Below are 21,249 nucleotides of genomic sequence, written 5' to 3'. Positions count from 1 at the left end.
AGAAGGCGAGAACGCACAGTGAGCGACCGGACCGAGCAGAAGCTCCGCGACTACCTCAACCGCGTCACCATCGACCTCCAGCAGACCCGGCGACGGCTGCGGGACGTCGAGGAGCGCAGCCGTGAGCCCATCGCCGTCGTCGCGATGAGCTGCCACTTCCCCGGCGGGGTGCACAGTCCGGAGGACCTGTGGGAGCTGGTGGCGGACGGCCGCGACACCTACTCCGGGATCCCCGCCGACCGGGGCTGGGACACCGCGGGGCTGGCCGGCTCCGGCGTCCCCGTCACCGGGGCCTTCCTGGACGAGGCCGGCGGCTTCGACCCGGCCTTCTTCGGCATCTCGCCCCGCGAGGCGCTCGCCATGGACCCCCAGCAGCGGCTGATGCTCCAGACCTGCTGGGAGGCCGTCGAACGAGGCGGCATCGACCCCGTGTCGCTGCGCGGCAGCCGTACCGGCGTGTTCGCCGCCTCCATCGACCAGGGCTACATGTCGCTGGCCGACGGGGCGCCCGAGGGCGTCCAGGGCTTCCTGATGACCGGCAACGCGATCAGCGTCATGTCCGGGCGCGTCTCCTACGTCATGGGCCTGGAGGGGCCCTCGGTCACCGTCGACACCGCCTGCTCCGCCTCCCTGGTGGCGCTGCACCTCGCGGCTCAGTCCCTGCGCAACGACGAGTGCTCGCTCGCGCTCGTCGGCGGCGTCAACGTGATGGCCCTGCCGGGCGCCTTCGTGGAGATCTCCCGCCAGGGCGGCCTCGCCGCCGACGGCCGCAGCAAGCCCTTCGCGGCGGCGGCCGACGGCACCGGCTGGGGCGAGGGCGTCGGCGTGCTGCTCGTGGAGCGCCTCTCCGACGCCCGCGCCAACGGCCACCCGGTCCTCGCGGTGCTGCGGGGCAGTGCCATCAACCAGGACGGCGCCAGCAACGGCCTGACCGCCCCCAACGGTCCTTCCCAACAGCGCGTGATCCGCGCCGCGCTCGCCGACGCCCAGCTGGCACCGGCCGATGTCGACGCCGTCGAGGCGCACGGCACCGGCACCCGGCTCGGCGACCCCATCGAGGCCGACGCCCTGCTCGCCGCCTACGGCCAGGACCGCGCCGAGGACCAGCCGCTGTGGCTCGGCTCGATCAAGTCCAACATCGGCCACACCCAGGCCGCGGCCGGCCTGGCCGGTGTCATCAAGGTCGTCATGGCGATCCGGCACGGCGTCCTGCCGCAGACCCTGCACGTGGACGCGCCCACCCCGCACGTCGACTGGAGCTCCGGCGGCGTGCGGCTGCTCACCGAGCGGCGCGACTGGTCCGTCGCCGACCGCCCGCGCCGCGCGGGCGTCTCCTCGTTCGGCATGAGCGGCACGAACGCCCACGTCATCATCGAGCAGGCACCCGAGGCCGAGCAGCGGCCCGCCGCCGAGCAGACGCCCGAGGGCGGCCGGCAGGGCGCGGCCGAGCCGACCGCCGGCGCCGGGCCGCGTACCGCGCCGGACGCCGGGTCCGGTCTCGCGTCCGCTTCCGCGTCCGGCGCGGAACCCCTGCCGACCGTGCCCTGGCCGCTGTCCGGCCGCAGCCCGGAGGCGCTGCGCGACCAGGCGGCCCGGCTCGCCTCCTGGCTCGCCGACCGGCCCGGACTCCGCCCGGCCGATGTCGGCCACTCGCTCGCGACCACCCGCTCCGCCTTCGAGCACCGGGCCGTCGTCGTGGCCGACCGGCCCGAGGGCTTCCTGCGCGGGCTCGCCGCCGTCGCCGCGGGCACCAGCGCCGCCGAGACGGTCACCGGCCGCACCGGCGCGGGCGACGGCAGGACCGTCTTCGTCTTCCCCGGCCAGGGCTCGCAGTGGGCGGGCATGGCACGGCAACTCCTGGACGAGTCACCGGTGTTCGCCGCCCGCATGGCCGAGTGCGAACAGGCCCTCGCCCCGCACCTGGACTGGTCGCTGTCGGCGGTCGTGCGCGGCGAGCCCGACGCGGCGCCGCTGGACCGCATCGACGTCGTCCAGCCGGTGCTGTTCGCCGTGATGGTCTCCCTCGCCGCCGTGTGGCGGTCCTGCGGGGTCGAACCCGACGCCGTCGTGGGCCACTCCCAGGGCGAGATCGCCGCCGCGTACGTCGCCGGCGCCCTGTCGCTCGACGACGCCGCCCGCATCGTCGCCGTACGCAGCCGCGCCCAGCTGGAACTGTCCGGCACCGGCGGCATGGCCTCCGTGGCGCTGCCCGCCGACACCCTGCGGGAGAGCCTGCGCGCCTGGGAGGGCCGCCTGTCGGTCGCCGCCGTCAACGGCCCGGCCTCCGCGGTCGTCTCCGGGGATCCCGAGGCCCTGGAGGAGTTCCTCCGCCAGTGCGAGGAACGCGAGGTGCGGACCCGGCGGGTCGCCGCCGACGTGGCGGGCCACTCCGCGCACATGGACCGGCTGCGCGACGGCATGCTCGACGCGCTCGCCGACGTCCGGCCGACCGCCGCCACCATCCCGTTCTGCTCGACGGTCACCGGCGGATCCCTCGACACGACCGGCCTGGACGCCGGCTACTGGTTCCAAAACATGCGGCAGACCGTCGAGTTCGACGCCGCGGTGCGCGACCTCGTCCGGCGCGGCCACAGCGTCTTCGTCGAGATCAGCCCGCACCCCGTGCTCACCGTGCCGACGCAGGACACCCTCGACGACCTCGACGACCCCGACGCGGCGGTCCCGGCCCCGCCGACCCTGGTCACCGGCACCCTGCGCCGCGACGAGGGCGGCCTGCACCGCGTGCTCACCGCCCTCGCCCAGGTGCACGTGCACGGCGTGCCGGTGGACTGGACGGCCGTGTTCGCCGGGCACCGGCCCGAGCGGGTCGAACTGCCCACGTACGCCTTCCAGAACCGGCGCTTCTGGCTGGAGCCGCAGACCCGGCCCGGCACCGCGCCGGAGACCGCCGACCCCGCGGACGCCGCCTTCTGGGCCGCCGTCGAACGCGAGGACGTCGCCGCGGTCGCCGCCACGCTCGGCGTCGAGGCCGCCAGCTGGAGCGACGTCCTGCCCGCCCTCTCCGCCTGGCGCCGCGACCGCCGTGACCGGGCCGTCCTCGACGGCTGGCGCTACCACATCTCCTGGCAGCGGCTCACGGCCAAGACCGCCGGACCGCTGCGGGGCCGCTGGCCGGTCCTCGTCCCGGACGGCCACACCGCCGACGCGGCGGTGACCCGTGCCGTCGAGGCCCTGCGCGAGCGCGGCGCCGACCCCGAGCTCGTCGTCCTCGACCACACCCACACCGACCGGTCCCGGCTCACCGACCACCTGCGCGAGCTGCTGGCCGCCGGGCCCGGCGCGGAGGCCGCTCCCGCCGGGGTGCTGTCCCTGCTGGCCCTCGACGAGCGGCCGCACGAGGGCCTGCCCGTCCTGCCCGTCGGCCTGGCGCTGACCACCGCGCTCGTCCAGGCGCTGGACGACCTCTCGGTCCGGACCACGTTGTGGTGCGTCACCTCCGGCGCCGTCCCGGTGCACCCGTCCGAGCCGGTGCCCCACCCGGTCCAGGCCCTCGTCTGGGGCTTCGGCCGCACGGCGGCACTGGAACACCCGAGCCTGTGGGGCGGTCTGATCGACCTGCCCGAGCAGTGCGACGAACGCGCCGGACACCTGCTCGGCGACCTGCTGGCCGGAGCCGGCGACGAGGACCAGCTCGCGATCCGGGCCTCCGGCGCCCACGCCCGCCGACTGGTCCGCGCCACCCCCTCCACCCCCGCGCCGTCGGCTCCCTGGCGGCCCTCCGGCACGGTCCTCGTCACCGGCGGCACGGGCGGGCTCGGCGCGCACGCCGCCCGCTGGCTCGCCCGGGGCGGCGCCGACCACCTGGTCCTCGTCAGCCGCCGGGGTGCCGACGCCCCCGGCGCCGACGAACTGGCGGCCGAACTCACCGCCCTGGGCACCGGTGTGACCCTGGCCGCCTGCGACATCACCGACCGCGAGGCGCTCGCCGCGCTCGTCGACCAGGTCGCCGCCGAGGGCCACCCCGTCCGCGCCGTCCTGCACACCGCCGCGGCCGCCCAGCTGTTCCCCGTACGCGACGAGAACCCGGCGAGCATGGCCGCCACCCTGGCCGCCAAGGTCCAGGGCGCCGCCAACCTCGACGCCGTCCTCGCCGACACCGACCTCGACGCGTTCGTCCTGTACTCCTCCGTCTCCGGGGTGTGGGGCAGCGCCGACCACGCCGCCTACGCGGCGGGCAACGCCTACCTCGACGCCCTCGCCGCCCACCGACGCGGCCGGGGCCTCACCGCCACCTCCGTCGTCTGGGGCATCTGGAGCGCCGAGGGCGGCGGCCTCGCCACCAGCGACCTCGAACGCGCCCTCCTCGAACGCGGCATCCCCTTCATGGACCCGCGGCTGGCCGTCGGCGGGCTCCAGCGCGTCCTGGACGACGACGAGACCGTCGTCGTGGTCGCCGACGTCGACTGGGCCCGCTTCGTGCCCGTCTTCACCTCCGTACGGCCCAGCCCCCTCATCGCCGACCTCCCCGACGTCCGCGCCCTGGCCACCGCCGAGGACCGGACCGAACCCGACCCGGACGACGCCGACGACGCCTCCGCGCTGCGCCGCACCCTCGCGGGACTGGCCGAACCGGAGGTCCGCCGGACCCTGCTGGAGCTCGTCCGCACCAACGCCGCCGCCGTCCTCGGCCACGAGTCCGCCGACGCCGTCCTGCCCGACCGGGCCTTCCGCGAACTGGGCTTCGACTCACTGATCGCCGTCGAACTGCGCAACCGGCTCAACCAGGTCACCGGCCTGCGGCTGCGCGCCACCGTCGTCTTCGACTACTCCTGCGCCGCGCTCCTCGCCGAGCACCTGCGCACCGAACTCCTCGGCGACACCGCCACGGCCGCGGCCACGGCGGCCGTCGTCCCCGTCGCGGACCCCGACGAGCCCATCGCCATCGTCGCGATGAGCTGCCGCTTCCCCGGGGGCATCGACACCCCGGAGCGGCTGTGGCAACTGCTCGTCGACGGCGGCGAGGTGCTCTCCGGCATGCCCGCCGACCGCGGCTGGCCCCTGGACCGCCTCTACCACCCCGACCCCGACCACCAGGGCACCTCCTACGTCCGCGAGGGCAGCTTCCTGCACGACGCGGGCGACTTCGACCCGGCCTTCTTCGGTATCTCGCCGCGCGAGGCGGTCGCCATGGACCCGCAGCAGCGGCTGCTCCTGGAGACCTCCTGGGAGGCGTTCGAGCGGGCGGGCATCGACCCGGCGTCCCTGCGCACCACCCCGACCGGTGTCTTCGCCGGCGTCAACTACCAGGACTACACCTCGCTCGCCGGCTCCTCCCCGGAGGGCGGCGAAGGACATCTGGTCGCGGGCGGAGCCGCCAGCGTGGTCTCCGGGCGCGTCGCCTACACCCTCGGTCTGGAAGGTCCGGCGGTCACCGTCGACACCGCCTGCTCCTCCTCGCTGGTCGCCACGCACCTCGCGGCGCAGGCCCTGCGCGGCGGCGACTGCTCGCTCGCCCTCGCCGGCGGTGTCGCCGTGATGGCCACCCCGGGCGTCTTCGTCGGCTTCTCCCGGCAGCGCGGCCTCGCCGCCGACGGCCGCTGCAAGGCGTTCGGCGCCTCCGCCGACGGCATGGGCCTCGCCGAAGGCGTCGGCGTGGTGCTGCTGGAGCGGCTCTCGGACGCCCGCCGCAACGGTCATCCGGTGCTCGCCGTGCTGCGCGGCAGCGCCGTCAACCAGGACGGCGCCAGCAACGGCCTGTCCGCCCCCAACGGCCTCGCCCAGCAGCGGGTCATCCGCCAGGCCCTCACCAACGCCGGGCTGACCGCGGCCGACGTCGACGTCGTCGAGGCGCACGGCACGGGCACCACCCTCGGCGACCCCATCGAGGCGGACGCCCTGCTCGCCACCTACGGGCAGGACCGCCCGCACGGCCGCCCGCTCTGGCTCGGCGCACTCAAGTCCAACATCGGCCACACCCAGGCCGCCTCCGGAGTCGCCGGGATGATCAAGACCGTGCTCTCGCTGCGGCACGGTGTCCTCCCGCGCACCCTGCACGCCGACGAGCCCTCCCCGCACGTCGACTGGGCCTCCGGCGAGGTGGAGCTGCTCACCGAGGCACGCGACTGGCCCGACACCGGCGCACCCCGCCGCGCGGGCATCTCCTCCTTCGGCTTCAGCGGCACCAACGTGCACGCCATCCTCGAACAGGCACCCCCCGCCTCCGACGCGGACGCAGACGCAGAAACGGACGCGGACGCCGGCCCGGAGCCGCGGCACGCGCCCACCGCGCCGGTCGTGCCCTGGGTGCTGTCCGCGAGGTCGCCGCAGGCCCTGACCCACCAGGCCCAGCGGCTGCGCAGCCACCTCGCCGGAGGCGGCGCCCCCGACCCGCTGGACACCGGCTACTCCCTGGCGACAGGCCGTACCCCCTTCGAACACCGCGCGGTGCTCCTCGGTACCGGCGGCGACGCCCCGTCGGCCGCCCTCGACGGGCTGGCCGGCGGCGAGGACACCCCGGGGCTGATCCGCGGCGTGGCCGACACCGACGGCCGCCGGGTGTTCGTCTTCCCGGGCCAGGGCGCGCAGTGGACCGGTATGGCGGTGGAACTGCTGGACACCTCCCCGGTGTTCGCCGCCTCGATGGCCGCCTGCGAGCAGGCACTGACGCCGTACGTCGACTGGTCGCTCGACGCCGTGCTGCGCGGCGCCCCGGACACGCCACCCTTCGAACGGGTCGACGTGGTCCAGCCCGCGCTGTGGGCCGTGATGGTCTCGCTGGCCGCGCAGTGGCGCTCCTGGGGCGTCGAGCCCGACGCCGTACTGGGCCACAGCCAGGGCGAGATCGCCGCCGCCGTGGTCGCCGGGGCCCTCTCCCTGGACGACGGCGCCAAGGTCGTGGCCCTGCGCAGCCGCGCCATTCTCGCCCTCGCCGGGCACGGCGGCATGGTCTCCGTGGCCGTCCCGCGCGAGCGCGCCGTCGAACTCGTCGCCCGGTGGTCCGGGCGGCTCTCCCTCGCCGCCGTCAACGGACCGTCCGCCGTCGTCGTCTCCGGCGACACGGAGGCCCTGACCGAGCTGATCGCCGTGTGCGAGGAGGACGGCGTACGGGCCCGCACGATCGCGGTGGACTACGCCTCCCACTCCGCGCACGTCGAACGCATCCGCGCGGAGGTGCTCGACGCACTGGACGGCATCGCGCCCGTCGCGGGCCGGGTGCCCCTCTACTCCACACTCACCGGCGACTGGCTGGACACGACGGAGATGGACGCCGGGTACTGGTACCGGAACCTGCGCGAGACCGTGGAGTTCGACGGCGCCGTACGCGCCCTCGCCGACCAGCGCCACCAGGTCTTCGTCGAGGTCTCGCCGCACCCGGTGCTCACCATGTCCGTGCAGGAGACCATCGAGTCCGCCACAGCCGCCGAGTCCGCCGATTCCGCCGAGGCCCCGCGGACCGTGGTGACCGGCACGCTCCGCCGTGACGAGGGCGGCCTCGCCCGCGCGCTCACCTCGGCCGCCGAACTGTGGGTGCGCGGCGTCCCGGTGCTGTGGCCGGTCCTCTTCGAAGGCACCGGCGCCCGCCGCACCGACCTGCCCACCTACCCCTTCGAGCACCGGCGCTACTGGCTCCAGTCCGCCGAGCCGGCCGCCCCGTCGGGCACGGCGGACGAGACGGACGCGGTGGACTCGGCGTTCTGGCGGATCGTCGAGCGCGGTGACGCCGCCGAGGCCGCCGGTGACCTGGCGGTGGACGCCGAGACGCTCGGCACGGTGCTGCCCGCCCTGAACGCCTGGCGCCGCAGGCAGCGCGAGGGCGCCGCCGTCGACACCTGGCGCTACCGCGTCGACTGGCAGCCGGTCCCCGACCCGCCCGCCGCACCCCTGTCCGGCACCTGGCTCGTGGTCCTGCCCGAAGGGCACGACGACGCACCGGGCGCCCCGCTCGCGCGGGACTCCGTGGCGGCCCTCACCGAAGCCGGAGCCGACGTCGTGACCGTGCGGCTCACCGACGCGGACGCCGACCGCGCCACGCTGGGGGAGCGGCTCACCACCGCCCTGGACGGCCGCACCCCGCACGGCATCCTGTCGCTCCTCGCGATCGCCGGACACCCGCACCCCGACCACCCCGCCGTCTCCGCCGGTTCGGCCCTCACCCTCGTCCTCGTCCAGGCGCTCGGCGACCTCGGCGTCGAAGCCCCGCTGTGGTGCGCCACCCACGGGGCCGTCTCCACCGGCGCCGGCGACCCGCTCACCGCCCCAGACCAGGCACTGGTCTGGGGCACCGGCATGGTCGCCGCACTGGAGCACCCCACCCGCTGGGGCGGTCTGGTCGACCTGCCGCCGACCCTCAACTCCCTGTCCCGCGACCGGCTCCGCGCGGTCCTCGCCGGTGCCACCGGTGAGGACCAGCTCGCCGTCCGCTCCGTCGGACTGCTCGGCCGACGCCTGGTCCGCGCCCCCCGCCCGGCGGGCACCCGGCCCACGTGGAAGCCCCGGGGCACCGTCCTCGTCACCGGTGGCACGGGCGCCCTCGGCCCCCACGTCGCGCGCTGGCTCGCCCGCGGCGGCGCCGAGCACCTCGTGCTGCCCGGACGGCGCGGCGCCGACGTCCCCGGAGCCGACGAGCTGCGGGCCGAACTCGCCGAACTGGGCACCGAGTTGTCCCTGCCCGCGTGCGACTTCGCCGACCGCGACCAGATCGCCGGACTCCTCGCCGGACTGGAGGAGCAAGGCACACCGGTCACCGCCGTGTTCCATGCCGCCGCCTACATCCAGCTGGCCTCCCTGGACGACACCCCGCTCGACGCCTTCGCCGAGGTCGTCGCCGCCAAGGCGGACGGCGCCCGGCACCTGGACGAACTCCTCGACCGCGAACTCGATGCGTTCGTCATGTTCTCCTCCATCGCCGGCGTCTGGGGCAGCAGCAACCACGCCGCCTACACCGCCGGCAACGCCTATCTCGACGCCCTCGCCGAACACCGCAGGGCCCGGGGCCTGAGCGCCACCACCGTCGACTGGGGCGTCTGGTCGGCCGCCAACCCGTGGGCCGTCCGCGAGACCGTCGACGACTCCGACTTCTACCGGGTGCAGAAGCAGGGCCTGCCGCTCATCGAGCCCGACCTCGCGCTCGCCGGACTCCAGCAGGCACTCGACGACGACGAGACGGTCATCGCCCTCGCCAACGTCGACTGGGAGCAGTTCGCGGACGTCTTCGGCTCCGTACGCCCCAGCCGCCTGCTCACCGGCGTACCCGAGGCCAGGCGGCAGCTGGAGGAGGCCGCCGCGCCCGGCACGGACGCCACCCCGGCCGCCAACGTGCTGCGCGAGCGCCTGGACGGGCTCGCCGAGGCCGAGCAGCGCCGCGTCGCCCTGGACCTCGTCCGCACCCACGCCGCGGCCGTCCTCGGCCACGACTCGCCGGAGGAGCTGCGGCCGGGCAGGGCGTTCCAGGAACTCGGCTTCGACTCGCTGACCGCCGTCGAACTGCGCAACCGGCTCCGCACCGCCACCGGCCTCCCGCTGCCCGCCACCCTCGTGTTCGACTACCCGTCCGCGGCCGTGCTCGCCGACCACATCCGCGCCGAGGTGCTCGGCGAGCACCGGACGCCCGCCACGCGCGAGCCCGCGCCCGCCGGCAGCGCGGCGGCCGACGAGCCGATCGCGATCGTCGCGATGAGCTGCCGCTTCCCCGGCGGGGTGCACACCCCCGAACAGCTGTGGCGACTGCTGGAGGAGGGCGGCGACGTCGTCTCGGAGTTCCCGACCGACCGCGGCTGGCCGTTGGAGTCCATGTTCGACCCCGACCCGGACCAGCCCGGCACCAGCTATGTGAGGCACGGCGGATTCCTCTACGACGCCGGTGAGTTCGACGCCGACTTCTTCGGCATCTCGCCGCGCGAGGCGGTCGCCATGGACCCGCAGCAGCGACTGCTCCTGGAGACCTCCTGGGAGACCTTCGAACGCGCCGGTCTCGACCCGGAGCGCCTGCGCGGCACCGACACCGGCGTCTTCACCGGCGTCAACTACCAGGACTACGGCGCCTCCGTGGCCCAGACCCAGGAGAACGAGGGCCACCTCCTCACCGGCAGCGCGGCCAGCGTGATCTCCGGCCGGATCTCCTACACCCTCGGCCTGGAGGGGCCCGCCGTCACCGTCGACACCGCCTGCTCCGCTTCCCTCGTCGCGGTGCACCTGGCCGCCCAGGCGCTGCGCGCCGGGGACTGCTCACTCGCCCTGGCCGGGGGCGTCGCGGTGATGTCCAGCCCGGGCGCCATCATCAGCTTCGCCCGCCAGCGCGGCCTCGCCGCCGACGGCCGCTGCAAGGCGTTCTCCGACGCCGCCGACGGCATGGGCATGGCCGAGGGCGTCGGCGTGATCCTCCTCGAACGGCTCTCCGAGGCACAGCGGCACGGGCACCCCGTGCTGGCCGTTCTGCGCGGCAGCGCCGTCAACCAGGACGGCGCCAGCAACGGCCTGACCGCCCCCAACGGCCCCTCCCAGCAGCGGGTCATCCGGGCCTCCCTCGCCAACGCCCGGCTCTCGGCGGCCGACATCGACGTCGTCGAGACCCACGGCACCGGCACCACGCTCGGCGACCCCATCGAGGCCCAGGCCCTGCTCGCCACGTACGGCCAGGAACGCTCCGACGGGCGCCCCCTGCTGATCGGCTCCCTGAAGTCCAACATCGGCCACACCCAGGCGGCCGCGGGCGTCGCCGGTGTGATCAAGACCGTCCTGGCGCTCCGGCACGGGCAGGTGCCGCGCACCCTGCACGTCGACCGGCCCTCGACCCAGGTCGACTGGACGGCCGGTGCCGTGGACGTGGTCACCGACACGACCCCGTGGCCGGCGACGGGCCGGCCGCGCCGTGCCGGGATCTCCGCGTTCGGCATGAGCGGCACCAACGTGCACGCGATCGTGGAGCAGGCTCCCGAGCCGGCCCCCGAGGAGAGCCCGCGGGACACACCCGACGAGGTGCCGGCCGGGACCGTCGCCTGGCCGCTCTCCGCCAAGTCCCCGGACGCCCTGCGCGGCCAGGCCGAGCGGCTGACCGCCCACCTGGCCGACATGCCGGGCCTCCCGCCCGCCGACATCGGCCGGGCCCTGACCACCCGCACGGCGTTCGAACACCGCGCCGTACTGGTCGGCGACGGCCCCCGGCTGCCCGCCGCGCTGACCGCCCTCGCCGACGACGGCACCGCCCCCGACCTGGTACGCGGCGTCGCCGACACCGTGGGCCGCACGGTCTTCATCTTCCCCGGCCAGGGCTCCCAATGGGCCGGTATGGCAAGGGAGTTGCTGGACGAGTCGCCGGTGTTCGCGGCCCGCATGGAGGAGTGCGAACAGGCGCTGGCACCCTTCGTCGACTGGTCACTGCTCGACGCCGTGCGCTCGGGCAGCGCCTGGGACCGGGTGGACGTCGTCCAGCCCGCGCTGTTCGCGGTGATGGTGTCGCTGGCCGAGGTCTGGCGGTCGCTCGGTGTCGTACCGGACGCCGTCGTCGGCCACTCCCAGGGCGAGATCGCCGCCGCCGTCGTGGCGGGCGCGCTGTCCCTGCAGGACGCCGCCCAAGTGGTCGCCCTGCGCAGCAAGACGCTCGACGCGCTGGCCGGCCGCGGCGGCATGGCCTCCCTGCCCCTCCCCGCCGACCAGGCCGAGGCCGCCCTCGCCCCCTGGGCCGGCGCCCTGTCGGTCGCCGCGCTGAACGGCCCCGCCACCACCGTGGTCGCGGGCGACGCGGAGGCCCTGGCGGCCCTGCTCGCGCAGTGCGAGGCCCAGGGCGTACGGGCCCGGCGCATCGACGTCGACTACGCTTCGCACTCCGAGCACGTCGAGGAGATCCACGGCATCCTCATGGACGCCCTGGCGGGCATCAAGCCGCTGCCGAGCGAGGTCCCGCTGTACTCCACGGTCGACGGCGGCTGGCTCGACACCACCGGCATGCACGCCGGTTACTGGTACCGCAACCTGCGGCAGACCGTCGGCTTCGACCCCGCCGTCCGCGTCCTGGCCGCCGAGGGGTTCACCTCCTTCGTCGAGGTCAGCCCGCACCCCGTGCTCACCATGGCCATCGAGGAGACCGCCGAGACCGCCGGACGCGAGGCCGTCGTCCTCGGCACGCTGCGCCGCGACGAGGGCGGCCTGCGACGCGTCCTGCTGTCGGCGGCCGAACTGTGGGTGCGCGGAGGTACGGTCGACTGGACCGCCGCGTTCCCCGGCGAGAGCACGGCCGAGCTGCCGACGTACGCCTTCCAGCGCCGCCGCTACTGGATCCAGCCGCCCGCGTCGACGCCCCGCGGGCCCGGCGCCACCGGTCACCCGCTGCTCGGCACGGCCGTCGAGATCGCCGACACCGGGGACCTCGTGCTCACCGGCAGCCTGTCGACCCGCACCCACCCCTGGCTCGCGGACCACGCGGTCTCCGGCGTGGTCCTGCTGCCCGGCACCGGCTTCGTGGAACTGGCCGTACGCGCCGGCGACGAGGCGGACTGCCCCCGGGTCGAGGAACTGACCCTCCAGGCACCGCTGGTGTTCGACCGGGACGCCGCCGTCCAGATCCAGGTGCGGGTCGGCGCGCCCGACGACTCCGGGCGGCGCACCCTCGGCGTGTTCTCCCGGGGCGAGGACGGCGCCGGCACTCCGTGGACCGGGCACGCCACCGGTGTCCTCGCGCCCGCCGGGTCCACCGACGAGGCGGCCCACCCGTACGGTGCGGCATGGCCGCCCGCCGGAGCGGAACCCGTGTCCGTCGACGGCCTCTACGAGCGGTTCGCGGACGCCGGCTACGGATACGGCCCCGCCTTCCACGGCCTGCACGCCGCCTGGCGCCTCGGCCAGGACGTCTACGTGGAGGTCCGGCTGCCGGAGGACCTGCACACCGGGGCCGCGGGCTTCGGTCTGCACCCCGCGCTGCTGGACGCGGCCCTGCACGGTCTGTGGCTGGCCACCCCGGACGGTGCCGACCAGAACGACGCGCCCGGCACCGCCAGGCTGCCCTTCTCCTGGGAAGGCGTCCACCTGCACGCCTCCGGCGCGACCGAACTGCGCGTGCGGCTGAGCTACGACGACACCGGTTCGGTGGCGCTGTCCGCCGCCGACCCGGCCGGCCGACCGGTCGCCGACGTGACGGCGCTGGCCATCCGGCCCATCGCCGTCGACACCCTGCGCGGCGCCGCCGCGCAGGGACGCGACTCGTTGTTCCGGCTCGACTGGACCGCCCTGCCCGCCACCACCGAGCCGCCCGTCGGCCGGTGGGCCGCCCTCGGCACCGAGCACCTGCTGCCCGAGACCCACGAGAACCTCGACGCGCTCACCGCCGCCGTGGACGGGGGCGCCGCCGTGCCCGACGTGGTCGTCACGCTCTGCCCGCCGGGCGGGAACAGCGCGGACGCGACCCGTACCGCGCTCGCCGCCACCCTGCGTCTGCTGCAGACCTGGCTGGCCGACGACCGCTGGGCCGACACCCGCCTGGTGCTGATCACCCGGGGCGGTGTCGCCACCGCGCCCGGCGAGGACATCGGCGACCTGGCGGCCGCCGCCGTGTGGGGGCTCGTGCGCTCCGCGCAGTCCGAACACCCCGACCGGTTCGTCCTCGTCGACGCCGAGGACCCGGCCGAGGCGCTCAAGGCCCTGCCCGCCGCGCTGTCCGCGACGGAACCCCAGCTCGCGGTACGCGACGGACGGGCCCTCGCACCCCGCCTGACCAGGACCCCGCCGACGGATGCCGAGGCCGTGGCCGGCAAGCCGTGGGACCCCGAGGGCACGGTGCTCGTCACGGGCGCCTTCGGCGTCCTCGGCGGCCTGGTCGCCCGTCACCTGGTCACCGAGCACGGGGTACGCCACCTGCTGCTGACCGGGCGGCGCGGCGCCGACACCCCCGAGGCGACCGCCCTGGTCGACGAACTCACCGCCCTGGGCGCCCGGGTGGAGACCGCCGCCTGCGACACGGCCGACCGGGACGCCCTGGCCGGACTCCTCGCGGGTGTCCCCGACACCCATCCGCTCACCGCCGTGGTCCACTCGGCCGGCGTCCTCGACGACGGTGTCATCGGCTCGCTGACCCCAGAGCGCCTCGACCACGTCCTGCGCCCCAAGGCGGACGCCGCGCTCAATCTGCACGTACTGACCCGCGACCTGCCGCTGGCCGCCTTCGTGCTCTTCTCGTCCGCCTCCGGCACCGTCGGCAGCTCCGGGCAGGGCAACTACGCGGCGGCCAACGCCTTCCTGGACGCGCTCGCCCAGCACCGTCGCGCCCAGGGCCTGCCCGCCCAGTCGATCGCCTGGGGCATGTGGGCCGAGCGCTCCACCCTGACCGGCACCCTCGACGAGGTCGACCTGCGGCGCATCGCCCGGGGCGGTGTGGGGGCACTCACCTCCGACGAGGGACTCGCTCTGTTCGACGCCGCGCTCGAACGGGACGACGCGGTCCTGGTCCCGGTCCGGCTCGACCTGGCCAGGCTGCGCGCCAGGGCGGGCACCGGCGCCGTACCCGCCCTCTTCCGCTCACTGGTGCGCGGCGCCGCCCGCCGGACGGCGGCCACCGGCGCCGCCGACGCGGCGGACACCCTGCGCGGGCGGCTCGCGGGCCTGGCCGCCGACGACGCCCGCGCCGTCCTCGCCGACCTGGTGTGCGCGCACGCCGCCGATGTGCTCGGGCACGCCGGAGCCTCGGCCGTCGACCCCGAACGCGCCTTCCGGCAGCTCGGCTTCGACTCGCTGACCGCGGTGGAACTGCGCAACCGCCTCAACGCGGCGACCGGACTGCGGCTTCCCGCCACCCTGGTGTTCGACTACCCGAGCCCGGCGGCCGTCGCCGGGTACTGCGCCGACCGTCTCGCCCCGGCCGGCCCCCCGCGGGCCGCGGCGGCGCCGACCCCGGCCGACGACGAGATCACCCGCGCGCTGTCCACCATCCCGCTGGACAGGCTGCGCGACTCCGGCCTGCTGGAGGCGCTGCTGCGCCTGGCCGGACCGGAGAACCGGGACGGCGGCACACCGGCGTCGTCCGAACGGACGTCCGGCATCGAGGAGATGGACGTGGACGGCCTCGTACGGCTGGCACTGGGGAGCGAGAGTGCCTGACCGCGTACCGGCCCGGAACGGGATGTGAGGAGAAGGATGTCCACGGACAAGGTGGTCGAGGCGCTGCGCGCCTCCCTGCTGGAGAACGAGCGGCTGCGCGGCGAGAACACACGGCTGCGCGACGAGTCCCGGGAACCGGTCGCCATCGTCGCCATGAGCTGCCGCTTCCCGGGAGGGGTCAGCACCCCGGAGGACCTGTGGCGGCTGCTCGCCGAAGAACGCGACGCGGTCAGCGAGTTCCCCGTCGACCGGGGCTGGGACGCTGCCGCACTGTACGACCCCGACCCCGACACCCCGGGTACGTCCAACACCCGGGAGGGCGGCTTCCTGCACGACGCCTGCGGCTTCGACGCCGGCTTCTTCGGGATCTCGCCCCGTGAGGCCCTGGCCATGGACCCCCAGCAGCGACTCCTGCTGGAGACCTGCTGGGAGGCCGTCGAGCGCGGTGGCATCGACCCGCTGTCCCTGCGCGGCAGCCGCACCGGCGTCTACGCGGGCGTCATGTACAACGAGTACGGCGCCCGGCTGCAGCGGATACCGGAGGACGTCGAGGCGTTCATCGGCACCGGCACCGTGCCCAGCGTGGTCACCGGCCGGATCGCCTACATCCTCGGCCTGGAGGGCCCGGCCGTCACGATCGACACCGCGTGCTCGTCGTCGCTGGTCGCCCTCCACCTGGCCTGCCAGGCGCTGCGGGCGGGGGAGATCTCCCTCGCCCTGGCGGGCGGTGTCACCGTCATGTCCACCCCCAGCCTGTACGTCGGGTTCAGCCGCCAGCGCGGACTGGCGCCGGACGGCCGCAGCAAGTCGTTCGCCGCGGCCGCCGACGGCGCCGGCTTCGGCGAGGGCGTCGGCGTGCTGCTCCTCGAACGGCTTTCGGACGCCCGCCGCAACGGCCACCCCGTGCTCGCGCTGGTCCGGGGTTCGGCGGTCAACCAGGACGGCGCCAGCAACGGCATGACCGCGCCCAACGGGCCTTCCCAGCAACGGGTGATCCAGCAGGCCCTGGCGGCGGCCGGCCTCTCGCCGGCCGAGGTCGACGCGGTGGAGGCACACGGCACGGGGACCCGCCTCGGCGACCCCATCGAGGCTCAGGCGCTGCTGGCCACCTACGGCCAGGACCGCCCGGCGGACCGGCCGCTGCTGCTCGGCTCGCTCAAGTCCAACCTCACCCACACCCAGGCCGCCGCCGGGGTCGGCGGCGTCATGAAGATGGTGCTCGCGATGCGCCACGGCCTGCTGCCCCGCACCCTGCACATCGACCGGCCCACCCCGCAGGTCGACTGGACCGAGGGCAACATCGCCCTGCTCACCACGGCCACCCCCTGGCCGAAGACCGGCCACCCCCGCCGGGCCGGCATCTCCTCCTTCGGCGCCAGCGGCACCAACGCCCACACCGTTCTGGAGGCGGCGCCCGCCGACACACCCGCCGAGGACGAGGTACGTGACGAGGCACCCGGCCCCATGGCCTGGGCGCTGTCCGCGAAGAGCGAGGCGGCACTGCGCGGTCAGGCCGCCGCCCTGCACGCCCATCTGACCGACACCCCGGGGGCACACCCCTTGGACGTGGCCTTCTCGCTGGCCACCGCCCGGTCCGGGTTCGCCGACCGTGCCGTCGTCGTCGGCGACGACTGTCCCGCCCTGCTGTCCGGCCTGGCCGCGCTGGCCGCCGGACGGCCCGACCCGGCGGTCGTCTCCGCCCGCGCGCGGCCCGGACGCAAGGCCGTCTTCGTCTTCCCCGGCCTAGGCTCGCAGTGGCCCGGCATGGCGGCCCAACTCCTCGACGAGTCACCCGCGTTCGCGGCCGGCATGGCGGACTGCGCACAGGCACTCGCCCCGCACATCGACTGGTCGGTCACCGACGTCCTGCGCGGCGCGCCGGGCGCGCCGTCGCTGGACCGGGTCGACGTCCTCCAGCCCGTGCTGTTCTCCGTGATGGTGTCGCTGGCCGCGCTGTGGCGGTCGTACGGCGTCGAGCCCGCCGCCGTCGTCGGCCACAGCCAGGGCGAGGTCGCCGCCGCCTGTGTCGCGGGCGCACTCACCCTGGAGGACGGGGCCCGGGTGGTCGCGCTGCGCAGCCGGGCGCTGGCCGGACTCGCCGGTGGCGGCGGCATGGCCACCGTCGTGCTCTCCGCGGCCGAACTCGCCCCGTACCTGGAACGCCGCTCGGGCAAGGTCACGGTCGCCGCCGTCAACGGGCCACGCGTGCTCGTCGTCGCCGGACCCGGCGACGAGGTCGGCGCCCTCGTCGACGAACTCTCCGCCGAGGGCGTCATGGCCTGGCGCATCCCGGTGGACTACGCCTCCCACTCGGACGACGTGAGCACCGTACGGGACCGGCTGCGCGAGGACCTGTCCTCGGTCGTTCCCAAGGCCCCGGCCGTGCCCCTGGTGTCCACGGTGGACGCCGACTGGATCGGTGCCGGCGGCCTCACCCACGAGTACTGGTACCGCAACCTCCGCCAGACCGTCCGCTTCCACGACGCGATACGCCTGCTCCTCGACGCCGGGCACCGCACCTTCGTCGAGGTGAGCCCCCACCCGCTGCTCACCTACGGCATCGGCGACACCGCGGCCGACGCCGGCGCGGACGACGCCGTGGTGCTGGGCACCCTGCGGCGCGACGAGGGCGGGCTGAACCGGATGCTGCTGGCGCTCGGCGAGGCGCACGCGAACGGCGTGGCCGTCGACTGGCGGCGCGCGTTCGACGGCACCGGGGCCCGCCTGACCGACCTGCCGACGTACGCCTTCCAGCGCACCCACTACTGGCTCGACGTGCCCGCGCACGCCGGGGACCCCGAGTCGGCGGGCCAGACGGAGACGGGCCACCCGCTGCTGACCGCCGCCGTGGATCTGCCGGACGGCGACGGAGTGCTCTTCACGGGGCGCCTGTCGCCGCGCACCCATCCGTGGCTGGCGGACCACGCTGTCTCCGGCACGGTGCTGTTGCCCGGCGTCGCCTTCGTGGAGATGGCCGCCCACGCCGCCGTCCACGTCGGCTGCACCACGGTCGAGGAACTCACCCTGGCCGCGCCCCTGGTCCTCGCCCCCGACGAGGCCCGACGGCTCCGCCTGACCGTGGACGCGCCCGACCCCGAGGGCCGCCGGGTCGTGGCGCTGTACTCCCGCCCCGACGACCCCGAGTCCACCGAACCGTGGGTACGCCACGCGGGTGGCACCCTGGCCGGGACGCCCGCCTCCGCGTCGGGTGACCCCGGCCGGTGGCCGCCCGGCGACGGTGCCGAGCGGCTCGAACTCGACAGCCTGTATACCGACTTCGAGGCGGCCGGCGTCCACTACGGCCCGCTCTTCCAGGGCCTGCGCGCCGCCTGGCGGGTCGGCGACGAGATCCGCGCCGAGGTGGCTCTGCCCGAGTCGGCACCGGGGACCCGCGAGAGCGGCTTCGCCGTCCACCCGGCCCTGCTCGACGCCGCGCTGCAGACGGTGGCCCTGCGCCCCGACTCCACCGACCCCGGCCGTACGGGAGGAGTGCCGCTGCCGTTTTCGTGGCACGACGTCACCCTCGCTCCCGCGGCCGACCCGGTCCTGCGGGTGGTGCTGAGTCCTGCCCCGCAGGGTGGTGACGCCGTGTCGGTACGGATCACCGACCGCACCGGGCGGTCGGTCGTCACCGTCGGAGCGCTGACCCTGCGGGCGGCGGGCGCCCCCGCCGCACCCCAGCGGTCCCTGTTCCGCCTCGACTGGACCCGGCTGCCCGGCACCGAACCGTCCACCGGCACCTGGGCCGTGCTCGGCACCTCCGGCGACGGCCTGCTGCCGGCCGGCTTCCGGGCCGACCCGTGCCCGGCCCTCGCCGACGTGCCGAGCACGTCCGACGCCGTGCTGGCGCTGTGCCCGCCCGCCGAGGGCGCGGGCCCCGAAGCGGCCCGCGCCACCGTGGGCGCCGTACTGGACCTGCTCCAACGCTGGCTGGCGGAGCCGAAGTTCACCGAAACCCCCCTGGTGCTGCTCACCCGGGGCGCGGTCGACCTCCACGGCGCCCCCGCGGACCTCGGGGGCGCCGCCGCCTGGGGGCTGCTGCGCACCGCCCAGCTGGAGCACCCCGGCCGCTTCGTCCTGCTGGACACCGACGGCGGCGACGGCCTCGAAACGGCCCTCGCCACCGCCCTGGCCGAGGGCGAACCCCAACTGGCCCTGCGCGACGGCACCTTGTACGCGCCCCGCCTGGTCCGCCCGCCCGCCGCCGACCGGCCCGCCGGGTTCGGCCCGGAGGGCACCGTCCTCGTCACCGGCGGGGGAGGCACCCTGGGCGGACTGGTGGCCCGTCACCTGGTCACCACCCAGGGCGTACGGCGTCTGCTGCTGCTCGGCCGCCGGGGCGCCGCAGCCGAGGGCATGGCCGCGCTCACCGAGGAGCTGACCGCGGCGGGAGCCGAGGTCACCGTCGCGGCGTGCGACGTGGCCGACCGGGAGGCGCTCGCGGGCTGCCTTGCGGCGATCCCTCCGGAGCATCCGCTGCGCGCCGTCGTGCACACGGCCGGCGTGCTGGACGACGGGCTGCTGGAGGCTCTCACCCCCGAGCGGCTGTCGGCCGTCCTGCGCCCCAAGGCGGACGGCGCCTGGAACCTGCACGAGCTGACCCGGGACCAGGATCTGACGGCGTTCGTCCTGTTCTCCTCCTCCGCCGGTGTCTTCGGCAGTCCGGGCCAGTCCGCCTACGCCGCCGCCAACGCCTTCACCGACGCCCTGGCCGCCGCCCGCCACCGGGCGGGGCTGCCCGGCACCTCCCTGGCCTGGGGCCTGTGGGAGGAGCGCACCGGTCTCACCGACGGCCTCGGCGACACGGACCTGCGGCGGATGGCCCGGAGCGGGGTGCGCGCCCTGCCCACCGAGGAGGGCCTGGCCCTGTTCGACGCCGCACTGGCGGGCGACGACCCCGTCCTCGTCCCGGTGGGCCTCGACCTGCGGGCCCGGCCCGGAGGCCCGGTGCCCCACCTGCTGCGGTCGCTGGTCCGGACCCCCGCCGTACGCCGGCGCGGCCCGGAGGCCGACGCGTCGCTGCGGCCCCGGCTGGCCGCCGCGCCGGAGGCCGAACAGGGCGAGATCCTGCTGCGGCTGGTGCGGACCCAGGCGGCCGAGGTGCTCGGCCACGCCGACCCGGACGCGCTGTCCGAGGGAGACGCCTTCCTGGAGAGCGGGTTCGACTCGCTGACCGCCGTCGAGTTGCGCAACCGCCTCGCCGCCGCGCTCGACCTGCGGCTGCGCCCCACCGCCGTACTCGACTCGGGAACCCCCGCCCGGCTGGCCGAGCACCTGCGGGCGGAACTGACCCGCAGCGCCGCTCCCGGAGCCGGGCGACAGGCCGGTGAACCGCCGCACGACCCGGTCAGCGCCCTGTTCCGGCAGGCGTGCGAGGTGGGCCGGATCCACGAGGGCATCCAGATCCTCCAGCAGGCCGCGAAGCTCCGCCCCGACTTCGGGTCCGGCCCCGAGCTGCTGAGCTCGACCGGACGGCGTCCGGAGCTGCTGCGGCTGCACGTCCGCGACGACGCGCCCGAACTGGTCTGCTTCGCCTCGGTGGTGGCGCTCGGCGGAGCCCATCAGTACAGCCGGTTCGCGTCCGCCTTCGAGGGCCGCTACGGGGTCAGCGCGCTGGACGCGCCCGGCTTCGCCCCCGACGAGCCACTGCCCGCCGACATGTCCTCCCTGCTGGACTTCCAGACCGAGGTCCTCCTGCGGCGCCTCGGTGACCGGCCGAAGGTGCTGCTCGGCTCCTCGTCGGGCGGCACCCTCGCCCACGCCGCCGCCGCTCGCCTGGAAGCGCTCGGGGCCGGCCCGGCCGCCGTGGTGCTGCTGGACACCTATCTGTCCGGGGACGAGGCGATGACCCAGTTCGACGACGTCCTGGTCAGCGGCATGTTCGAGCGCGAGGACCGGGCCGCCCCGATGGACGGCACCCGGCTGACCGCCATGGGCCGCTACTTCCAGCTCCTGGACGACTGGGTGCCGCCCCCCGTCGAGGCGCCCGTGCTGCTGGTCCGCGCATCGAGCCCCTTGGCGGAGCCGGCACCGGACAGCGACATCGACTGGCGGGCGTCATGGCCGTCCGCGCATTCCGTCCTGGACGTTCCGGGAAATCACTGGTCGATGATGGAACAGCACCTGCGGACAACGGTCGACGCCGTCACGGAATGGCTCGATTCGGTCATTTCGTAATTCACTTCCGGAACCCTGAAGAACCTGCCG

General features: G+C 75.6%; 2 protein-coding genes. Both read left to right on the top strand.

Features of this window, described 5'->3' with window-relative positions; all coding sequences use genetic code 11:
• Positions 1-18: 18 nt before the first annotated feature.
• Complete coding sequence (locus ACZ9QC_RS04390) at positions 19-15,042, top strand: type I polyketide synthase (protein ID WP_472918911.1); 15,024 nt, start codon at positions 19-21, stop codon at positions 15,040-15,042.
• A gap of 36 nt (positions 15,043-15,078) precedes the next feature.
• Positions 15,079-21,219, top strand: coding sequence for a type I polyketide synthase (locus tag ACZ9QC_RS04385; protein WP_472918910.1), 6,141 nt, complete (start codon positions 15,079-15,081; stop codon positions 21,217-21,219).
• The last annotated feature ends 30 nt before the right edge of the window (positions 21,220-21,249 follow it).

This window comes from Streptomyces sp. HUAS MS02 (assembly GCF_055702265.1).
The sequence above is the reverse complement of the archived record's forward strand: the minus strand, read 5'-3'. Positions and strand labels throughout refer to the sequence as shown.